The 9280-nt window shown below is 59.6% G+C and carries 6 protein-coding genes; 3 read left to right on the top strand and 3 right to left on the bottom strand.

Annotated elements, in window-relative coordinates:
• The first annotated feature begins 256 nt into the window (after positions 1-256).
• Complete coding sequence (locus tag FJ222_10470; GenBank protein MBM4164845.1) at positions 257-1198, top strand: hypothetical protein; 942 nt, start codon at positions 257-259, stop codon at positions 1196-1198.
• Positions 1199-1272: 74 nt separating this feature from the next.
• Here the strand turns inward: FJ222_10470 and FJ222_10465 are convergent, their stop codons facing one another.
• Genes FJ222_10465 through FJ222_10455 form a run of 3 tightly spaced genes read right to left on the bottom strand, consistent with a single transcriptional unit; the run spans position 1273 to position 6246 of the window.
• Positions 1273-3441, bottom strand: coding sequence for a polysaccharide lyase 8 family protein (locus FJ222_10465; GenBank protein ID MBM4164844.1), 2169 nt, complete (start codon positions 3439-3441; stop codon positions 1273-1275).
• An 18-nt stretch (positions 3442-3459) separates the two neighbouring features.
• Entirely contained in the window at positions 3460-4434 is a 975-nt protein-coding gene (locus FJ222_10460) for a glycosidase (GenBank protein ID MBM4164843.1), read from the bottom strand.
• Positions 4435-4458: 24 nt separating this feature from the next.
• Positions 4459-6246, bottom strand: coding sequence for an ABC transporter ATP-binding protein (locus FJ222_10455; protein MBM4164842.1), 1788 nt, complete (start codon positions 6244-6246; stop codon positions 4459-4461).
• Between the two features lie 522 nt (positions 6247-6768).
• On the opposite strand from FJ222_10455, the gene FJ222_10450 reads away from it, so the two are divergent.
• Both FJ222_10450 and FJ222_10445 read left to right on the top strand, forming a co-directional pair.
• Positions 6769-9003 carry an alpha-L-rhamnosidase gene (locus FJ222_10450; GenBank protein MBM4164841.1) on the top strand — a complete coding sequence of 745 codons (2235 nt, stop codon included), beginning with the start codon at positions 6769-6771 and terminating at the stop codon, positions 9001-9003.
• Positions 9004-9027: 24 nt separating this feature from the next.
• Positions 9028-9280: hypothetical protein (locus FJ222_10445; protein MBM4164840.1), on the top strand; the 253-nt coding region annotated here is incomplete at its 3' end.

Below are 9280 nucleotides of genomic sequence, written 5' to 3'. Positions count from 1 at the left end.
TCCTGGTCGTCAGACGGTGCAAACAGGCGGGCATGCACTGGCGACACAAAAACGCCATCTGCATCAGCGCCATACTCGCGCACCTACGCTCTGCCGCTTGATCTTCAACGAAACAAAATCACACCCAATTCGCAAGACTCGTACACAAAGCCCTTGTAGTGCTCCATGTGGTTTAGTAAAGTTTCTACGCGCATCCGGTGTCGTTTATCCTCCTCTGTTTTGTGTACAAGAAGGATAACCGGATGCGCCTTTCTTAATCAACTACCACCCACAGATTCTCGTGAAGTGCCGGATCCGCTTCTGCGTCTATTACTCGATCATTGACTGGCATCATCCCGAATGCCCGGCGATCTACAGCCAGGCCCGGTTTCACGGCCAGCCCAAGAAAGACGCCGACATCGAGAAATACGCGGACTTCATGAAGGGCCAGGTGCGCGAGTTGCTCACCAACTACGGTCCGATCGGCACGGTGTGGTTTGATGGCGGCGGCTCCTTCAGCAACGTGGATCGCGCAAAGTTGCTGCATGCCCGGGAAATCGTGGATATGATTCACGAACTCCAGCCCGGATGCGTGGTCAACAACCGACTGGGCTACGGCGATTACGGCACGCCGGAGCAGTTCATTCCCGGCGAGAAGGGGTCGAATGTGTTCGAAGTGTGCATGACGATTAACAAATCCTGGGGATTCAAGAAGAGCGACGAGTACTGGAAGTCGTCCGACGTGTTGATTCAAAATTTAATCGATATTGTCAGCAAGAACGGCAATTACCTGTTGAACGTCGGCCCCACGGCCGAGGGCGAGATTCCCGGACCGAGCATCGAGCGCCTGACCGCCGTGGGCGCCTGGATGAAGGTGAATGGTGAAGCCATCCACGGTGCGGCACCCACCTTGTTCGGAGCGGAACTCGGGCAGCCCAAATCCGAGTCAGGCGGCAAGCAACAGGCAGCGGTCAAGGCACAGAATTGGCGTTGCACGGTCAAGCCAGGGAAAGTTTATATCCATTTCCTGAAATGGCCCGGACCCTCATTTCGCCTGCCGGCCATAGCGACGCCGATCACGAAGGTCTATTTCCTGGCCGATCCCGCGCGTGCGGAGGTGCCGTTCAAACAGGCGACGGACAGCGTGACGTTCACCCTGCCAGCCCAGGCGCCAGCGCCCGTGATTCCTGTCATGTGCATCGAAACGCAACAGCCGTAATCCTCAGCCGCCCCCGCCCGAAAGTATCCGGGTACGGGTTGCTAGGCCGTTTCCTCGTCGCTTTCACCCGTACGCTACCGTATTGCGTAGGCTCGCGACACGCTCTTTCCTGCGTCCGTTCCGCCTGGCAGCAGAAACGTGATTCGGGAACGCTGTGGGTCGTTGAGGACTGCGACCTGTTCGCCTTCAACCAATCGGCTGACCTCCAGTTGAACCGTGACCGGCTTGTTCATGGGGTTCGAGACCGAGAGGAGCAGCTTCTCCGGAGCCTCCGTGAGCAGGACCAGGCACGGCTTGTTCACGGCGACTGTCAATCCCTGCCGAATTTCGACTTTGCCCGCCACATAAAAGGCCAGTCCGGCCGTGCGGAGTCGCTCGTGCCAAACGGCTTGCAGGGTGGGGGCGTTGCTGAGGATCGTGACCGGGGCGTGCGCGACGTATTGTGCGAGGGCATCGGTTGTGAGGCCCGGCACCACGAGGTACGCATACGTCACGTTCTGCGGGCGGGTACCATGGTCAATCCATGCGCTGAACACATCGCGAACGACGGGTTCCTTGGAATACCGGTGGTTGATCTCCCGCCAGCTTCCCTGCTGTGGGCCGTTGTGGAGGTGAATCGACCCGGGTTCGAGCAGGACGTAGCCCACCTCGTCGTGCCAGATCCACCCGGGGGCGTCGAGCCGGTTGGTTTCGCTGCCCAGCTTCCGCACGCGGCGGTCTTGGGCGACCCAGACGTCTCCGACCCGGTTGCACTGGTTCAGCGTCGTCACCACGGGGCCGTCCGAATCGCACGTGATCCCTGCGCCGAGGCAGGCGTATGCGTCGTCGAAGAAGAACCAGCTCTTGCGGGCCGACAGCCCGTCCCGTTCCCAATCGCACGCGGCCAGCCCATGCTCACCGTCCGAGACCCCGCCGACAAAGCTCGTTTTGCCCATTCGCATGGGCGAGCCGGACAGCTCCGCACGCTGCTCGACGGTGGTTCCGGGGATTTTCTGCCAATCCCAGACCGGGAAGATGTCTTGATATTCGAGCCCCGAACGCAGCAGCAGATTGCAGCCATCGGCGATGTGGTGGCTTTTGAGTCCCTCGCTATTGTAGGCCCCATCCGTGTTGGCGACCCGGCTGGAGAACATGCGGGCGGAGGTGTAGAAGCCGGGCCGGTGATGCGTCATGAAATCCGATCGCCAGAAGTGCCGGTTGCCGACCAGCGGCGGGGCGGGCTGTCCCGCCGCTCGGGCCTCCAAGTCGCGAAACTCCATTTCGCGTCCGGTGGGAAGCAGGAGCATGTTCTGGGCGGCTGTGCTCAGATAATGGGCGTTTTGTCCCTTGCGCGTGATCTCCCGACCTTCGCCACCGAAGTCGGTGACGCTGCCCCGCGTCATCCATTGGCTGCCATCCAGGATCAGGCTGCTCAGCAGAGCGATGGTCTCGGACGGGAAGGCAAACCGTGTGCCAGTGACTTGGGTGGCGATCCTGGAGCAGTCCCTGGCGAAGGCGGCACCGTAGCCGTGGTTGTAGAGGCAGGGGCCGTGTTGGTGAAAGCTGAAGTCGGGCTGGATCCCCTCGCGAGTAGAGATTTTTATTTCGTCGGCGATCCTCTGATAGGCCGTTGCAACCAGCTTCGGGTCGTTCTCCAGGATACCCAGGCCCGCTGTGATCTCGGCAACCCATACCAGGTTCTGGCCGGTCATGCCGATCCCCGCACGGCGGAGAATCTTTGAGGCACGGCTGCGCTGCTCGGCAGAGAGATCGTGTTCGATCAGCAAGACGGTGGGTAACAGATTGCGCGGCACGCCAATCTTATTCCACCACCAGTTCGAGCTCTGGAAGTCGCGGCTCAGCCAGTAGTCGAGGCTGCGCAGAACCGCGCTGCGCAGAGATTCGTCACCGTGTAGCCCTGACTCGGGGGACTGCAACGCACGCGCCAATGTGGTGACGTTGCTGAGATGATAGGCCGCCTTCCAGAGGGCCGTGTTATGGTCTTTATAGTCGATGTCCGGCCAACGGCCATCCGACTGTAAGGCATCCATGAACGTGCGAACCGTTTCCTCAGGAACCGGTTCCAAGAGCGGCTTCAGAATCCGCTCCCGCAAGATATTCAGATCGTCATTGGCCACCACGGCACCTCGAGATTCTTCGGCTTCCGCGAGGACGGACTGTCCGCCTGCCACGGCAAGCAGCGTCAACGCGGTGGTGGCCACGACGAAACGGCGCTTGGCCGGTTGAACGTTCGTTGGCTTCATGCCTTCTTTCCGACGCCGTCACAACTCCATGAACTCCATCAAAGCGTCCAACGTTGTGTAGGCCAACCCGACAACCGTGTCGGCGGCTCCGTAGTAGATCGCAATGCGTCCGGTGTTGGAATCGGCCAGGGCCGCGCAGGGGAAGCAAACGTTGGGCACATGGCCGGTCACTTCATAAAGCGTTTCCGGGCCCATTAAATATGGGGTGCTGCGCGCGATGACCTTCCAGGGTTTGTCGAGGTCCAGCAAGGCAACGCCCATGCTGTAAATAAAGCCATTGCAGGATCCCTGGACGCCGTGATAGATCATCAACCACCCGGCTGACGTCTCAATCGGAATGGGCCCCGGCCCGATCTTTGTGCTCTGCCATCCCCGCACAGGGCCCATGACCCACCGATGCGCGCCCCAATACAGCAGGTCCGGGCTCTGGCTGTAGAAAATATCACCGAAGGGCGTGTGGCTGTTGTCGCTGGGTCGGCTCAGCATGGCGTAATGGCCGTTGATTTTCCGGGGGAAAAGAACGCCATTGCGATTGAACGGCAAAAAGGCGTTTTCGATAAAATGAAACGTCTGGAAATCGAACGTGTAGGCCATACCAATCGTCGGCCCATGAAACCGGTTGCACCAGGTCACGTAATAGCGGTCGTCAATCCACACCACGCGGGGATCATAACCGGAGTCGTATTTTTCCAGATCCGGGTCGTTTTGTATAAAGGTCATCGGATCATGGTCAATCTTCCAGTGGATGCCATCCGGGCTGAAGCCTTTATGCAGGCGGTAGATTTTCGTCCGATCATCGACGCGAAACACACCGGCAAAGCCGTCCTTAAACGGCACGGCCGCGCTATTGTAGATGCGATCAGCCTGGGGGATGAAGTTGCGCGGAATAATCGGATTTCTGGCAGAACGCCAGATCGGGTCGGTCTGGCCGGCCGGCCTCTCTTCCCAGGGAAGGTTCGGAATCGCGCTTCCAATCAGCGTGCATGTGGACATGGTCTGTCTCCTGTGTTCGTCGGGCTAGCCCGCCAGTTCGTTCAGTCTGAAAAACTCGCCGCGTTGCGCCATGAGTTCGTCGTAGCGGCCCTGTTCGACGATTTGGCCGGATCGGAGAAACACGATCTTGCCTGCCTTGCGCACGGTGGACAGGCGGTGGGCGACGATAAACGTCGTGCGTCCCTGAATCATCCGGTAAATCGCATCCTGCACCAGATTCTCGGACTCGGCATCGAGCGCGGTGGTGGCTTCGTCGAAGATGATCACACGCGGGTCGCGGATCATCGCCCGCGCAATGGCGATTCTCTGGCGCTGTCCGCCCGACAACGTGGATCCGCCCTCGCCAACCGGCGTGTCGAGACCGGCAGGCAGGTTTCGGATGAATTCCGACACATGCGTCATTTCCACAACTTCGTCGAGCCTCTTCCGGTCGACCGTATCCAGGCCAAAAGTGATATTTTCGCGGATCGTGCCCCGGAACAGATACGTCTGTTGCGGAACTACCGATATCAAGCGGCGATACTGACGCATGTCCAGCGATTGCATGTCCGATCCATCCAGCAGAATGCGTCCGGCCGTCGGCCGCCGGAACCCGATGGCGAGTCCCATGACCGTCGACTTACCCGCGCCCGACGGCCCGACAAACGCCACACAGTCCCCGGCCGCCACATCCAACGAAAACGCCTTCAGCGCCGGGGCCTTGGCGTTTGGATAGCGGTAATCGACGCGATCAAACGTGATCGCACCGGCAACGCCCGTCACCGGCTGCTTGCCCTCGTTCAGTTCGAGATCGGGGCACTCCAAGACCTCACCGATGGATCGGATGGATTCCGCCCCCTTGGCCACTTGCGGGTACACATTGGTAAAGATGCCGATGGAATTGACGATCTGCGTGAGCAGCGCCTGATAGAGCACGACATCGCCCACGCTGATACGGCCCGCCCGACACAACCAGAACGTCACGCAAAACCCCAGAATCGTTGTCACCTGGAACGTCACCCATGTGGAAGAGGCAAAGATCGCATTCAACCGGTCCAGATGCACACCCCGCTGAAGCAGAAGGTCAATCTCCTGCTGAAACCGGTTGATGGCGGACTCCTCCAGACCATGCGCCCGGGTGACCGGTATCATGTCCAGCATCTGGGCCACTTCCGCCGAGGTGGCCTCCATGCTGGCGCGAAAATCCTGGTTCCGCTCGCGGATGGATCTCTTGAAATAACGGATCAGAAGCGTGGACAACGGCACCAGCACAAGATAGACCAGCAGCATCAAGGGTTCCTTGGTGGCGGTCAAGCACAGCGCAAAAACGATGGTGGTTGCTCCATTCGTGACGCTCTCGCACAAATACATGCTCATCATCTGGATCTGCTCAACATCGCGCAACACCTTGGCCTGCAGCCGCCCGGTCTCCGTCGTGTCGTGGAAATCAATGGAGAGTTGCTGCAGCCGTATCACCAGCGCCATGCGTAACCGCTGCTCCATCCGTCTGATGATCGAGCTGACGAGGTGAATGAAGTAGGTGTGCATGGGCACGTTCTGGGCAATCAGCAGAAGCGTGAAACTGGCTAATACCAGAAGATTATGCAACGGATGCCGCACCGGGTCAGACAGCGTGTCAATGCCATGGGCAACCAGAATCGGGATCACCCACACGGGCGACTGCTTGGCAACAAAAGCCGCCAGCGGCCACACGTAGTACCAGCCGGATCGGCCCGCCAGTGCGATCAACGTGCCGAACGGGTTTCGGCTGCGATAGTGGAACTCCAGCGGCTGACCGCGACCCCATGGATCGTGACGAACAAATGAAGACACGCAACACCCCTTGTGCGAACAGACGTCCGTGGAACGACGGATAGATCTTCATCCCCCGGCGTGGTGAGCGGAAAAGTGTGTCATAGGCACCGATGGGTGTCAAGTTTCCGTCGTTTGGCACTGGGATGCGATTGGAGGGTTTGGCTTCCCAGCTTGACCCGTGTGCATCACCCGTGTTACATATATCGGCGTGCGCGTAAATGTGTGAGTCTCTACCTGCGTATGCTGATGATACCCGGTCTGTTCGTGCTCTTCTCGATTTGCCGCCGCGATCCCACCCGGAATCCAGAGCTTGCGCCGGCACAATCCTAATCAGGGAGTAGATCCGTGAATAACAGTAGCGCGATCAAACGACTGGATACCTCCGTCCACCCGTTTCCGTCTTTACCCTCGGCGCCCGGATATCATCAGCGTGAAGCCTGGCCAGCCACGTGGATTGCATCGAACGACTGTGTACGCGGCGTCAATCATGTAACGGCCTATCGGTTGCGTTTTTCCTGTGAAAAGACGGTGCCCCTGCGCGTGTTTGTCACGGCGGACCAGCGCTACTGGCTCTATCTCGATGGCCGGCGGATCGGGCTGGGAAGCGAGCGGGGGTGCATGCGCCAATGGTTCTACGAGACATACGAAATCTCGGTGAGCGAAGGGCCGCACACGCTGGGAGCCATCACCTGGTATCTGCCCGAGAATCCCTCCTGGGCACAGGCGTCCGCGCAGCCGGGTTTTCTGTTGGCAGCGGAGGCACCGTTCACGGACCAAATCAGCACCGGGCTGGCGCCGTGGGAAAGCCGCGTCCTGAAGACTGTCGCCTTTTTGGATCCCACGCAGCAAATCGGACAAAACATCGGTTGCGGCGCACGCGTCCGTTATGAAGGCGCCTCCTGGGCGGATGTCCTGGAGTGTGACCAAATCCCATGGTCCGGGGTACACCAGCTACTTCCCGGCAATAACGCGTTCTGGCAGGGCGCATCACCGCAGACCTGGGTTCTTCATCCGGCCCGCCTTCCAGCCATGCGCCTGGAGAAGCGCGGCGGCGCAGCGGTAGTCTTGGTGTCTCCAGCGCCGGATGCAGCGGAACCGCTGAAGCTGGGCAACACGATCCGTGCGGAAGCGAAGCAATGGCAGGCTATGCTGGAGGGTCGTGCGTCCGGTCTGCATGTGCCGCCGCATACGTCACGCCGCGTCCTGATCGACCTGCGGGATTACTTCTGCGCGTATTATGCCCTGACCACGGAAGGCGGGGAAGGTTCGGAGATCTCGGTGGCCTGGGCAGAGCGGCTTTCGACAAAACCGGATGCGCCAATTGCGCCAAGTGAGCGCCGCACGGTCGACGGGTTGTTCTTCGTGGGAACCGCAGACCAGTTCTGTCCGAGGAACACCGTGGGCCGGGTCTCCTACGAACCGTTATGGTGGCAGGCGGGACGGTGGGTGCAGATTACGGTGACCACGGCCGCCGCCCCTTTGATCATCCATGGCTTTAATCTGCTGGAAACCGGATATCCCCTGGTGGACGAATCACGCTTCCAAAGTAATGATGAGATCCTAAACGCCATAGCGCCAGTCTGCTATCGCACCCTGCAGGCGTGCGCCCATGAAACCTACATGGATTGCCCCTATTGGGAGCAGTTGCAGTATGTCGGCGATACGCGAATCCAGGCGCTCTTAACCTATGTCACCAGCCACGATGCGCGCCTGCCCGAGAAGGCGCTGGAAATCTTTCGACACAGCATGACCGGCGCATCTCCTTTTCCTGCCAGCAATTATCCCAGCCGGAAGATACAGATCATACCGCCCTTCGCGCTCTGGTGGATCTGCATGTTGCACGATTACGCGCTCTGGCGCGGCAACCGGCGGTTTGTAAAAGAACTGATGCCGATGGGGTGGTGGATACTAGACCACTTTCTCCTGCTGCAACGTGACGACGGATTGGTGGAATCTCCCGCCGGGTGGAACTATGTGGACGCAGTGGCGTTCAAAGGCGGGGAGCCTCCGGGAGCTTTTCGTGGCGGAGTGAGTGGCGTGATCAACTGGCAGGTGATTCTGGCCTTGAATGCGCTTCGCGATCTTTCCCAATGGCTCGGGGACACTCACCGCGCCGCCCTCGCCGAGCACCGCGCCGCCGCCTTGACCGTCGCGTGTGAACAAATCTTCTGGGACCCGCAGCGCCAGGCGCTCGCTGACGATCTTGCGCACCAGTCCTTTTCAGAACATACGCAGGCGCTCGCCCTGCTCACAGAAAGGTTGTCCGTGCCTGTGCAAGCCTTGGTTCAGCAAGCCTTGGTTGGCGATACCAGGCTTTTACGCGCCGGCTCCTATTTCAGTCACTATATTTGCCTTGCCTTGCGTCAGATCGGGGCAGGCAACGAACTGCATACACGCTTTCACGTGTGGCGTCGTTTTCTGGATGCCGGATTCCACACGTTTCCCGAGGGTGGCATCGAAGGCCGATCCGATTGCCATGCCTGGAGCGCGCACCCGCTCTTCCACATGTTGAGCTCCATCCTGGGTATTCGTCCGGCGACGTGTGGTTTCGAGACCGTGCTGATCACCCCCGTATTGGGCCCGCTGCGCAACGTATCCGGCACGATGCCGCACCCCAAGGGAGATATTTCCGTCAAGATTGCCATTTCAGAACATCACGGCATGGCGGAAGTAACCCTGCCGGCCGGTCTTTCCGGTTCCTTCCGATGGGGGACTCAGACGCTGGATCTGCATGAGGGAAACCAGACGATCACACTGGGTGACGGCGCATCTTAACGAAAACTTGAGGAAGGAATATATATGCGTAAACACGCGTTGACGAATCAGGAGTTGAAGTTGGAGGTGTACGGGCAGGACGGTCGCCTCCGCATGCGGCTGGTGACGGTTGCGGATGGGCTGGTCTGGTCGGACGCGCCATATGTCTACCGGCTCACACGGGCCACCGAGAACGGGACCATCACGCACGAACGTGTACGGGATCTTACGCTCAAGACCGAGGACCACGCCGTTGTGGTGCGCGGGACGCTGGGGGGGCTGGAGATCAAGCATCGCT

Source organism: Lentisphaerota bacterium, from assembly GCA_016873675.1.
Classification (GTDB): domain Bacteria; phylum Verrucomicrobiota; class Kiritimatiellia; order RFP12; family JAAYNR01; genus VGWG01.
Note: the sequence above shows the minus strand (reverse complement) of the source record. Positions and strands in the feature narration are given on the sequence as shown.

Bases quoted from the DNA above. Each gene is read 5' to 3' on its own strand.
- FJ222_10465 (MBM4164844.1), bottom strand. From the start codon at position 3,441: ATGAAGCCAACGAACGTTCAACCGGCCAAGCGCCGTTTCGTCGTGGCC.
- FJ222_10460 (MBM4164843.1), bottom strand. From the start codon at position 4,434: ATGTCCACATGCACGCTGATTGGAAGCGCGATTCCGAACCTTCCCTGG.